This window comes from Glycomyces buryatensis (assembly GCF_004912275.1).
Classification (GTDB): Bacteria; Actinomycetota; Actinomycetes; order Mycobacteriales; family Micromonosporaceae; genus Glycomyces; species Glycomyces buryatensis.
Genome location: NZ_STGY01000023.1, coordinates 1 through 590, shown reverse-complemented (window position 1 = coordinate 590; position 590 = coordinate 1). Strand labels below are relative to the sequence as shown.

Sequence of the window (590 nt, the reverse complement as noted above, 5' to 3'; positions counted from 1 at the left end):
CGCGATCCGAAGGCCTACAACGTCGAATACGCCTACTCGTGTATGGGCTTTGAGATCGCCGCCGGAGTCGGCACCAAAATGGCCGCGCCCGACCGCGAGGTCGTGGTCCTGGTCGGCGACGGCTCGTACCTGATGCTCTCCTCCGAGATCACGACCATGATCTCCGAGGGCCTCAAGGTGATCATCGTGATCGTCCAAAACCACGGCTTCGCCTCGATCGGGTCGCTTTCGGAGTCCCTGGGTTCCCAGCATTTCGGCACCAAGTACCGGTACCGCGACGACGAATCCGGGCTGCTCGACGGCGAGGTGCTGCCGGTGGATCTGGCGGCGAACGCCGCCAGTCTCGGCGCCGAGGTCATACGCGCGAGTGGGGTAGCCGAGTTCCGCGAAGCGATGGTCAAGGCCAAGGCCAATACCCGCACCACCGTCGTCCACATCGACACCGACCTCGAAGGACCGAACCCTCCCGGCAGCGCCTGGTGGGACGTGCCCGTCAGCCAGGCGTCTGAACTGGATTCGACCCGTCAGGCCTACCAGACCTACTCCGATCACCAGCGCGAACAGCGCCACTACCTCTAGGGGGATCAGCA

Annotated in this window: 1 protein-coding gene; it reads left to right on the top strand. The window is 64.4% G+C overall.

Translation table 11 applies throughout. From position 1 onward, the window contains the following. Positions 1-579: thiamine pyrophosphate-dependent enzyme (locus FAB82_RS06060; protein WP_246039466.1), on the top strand; the 579-nt coding region annotated here is incomplete at its 5' end. Positions 580-590 lie beyond the last annotated feature (11 nt).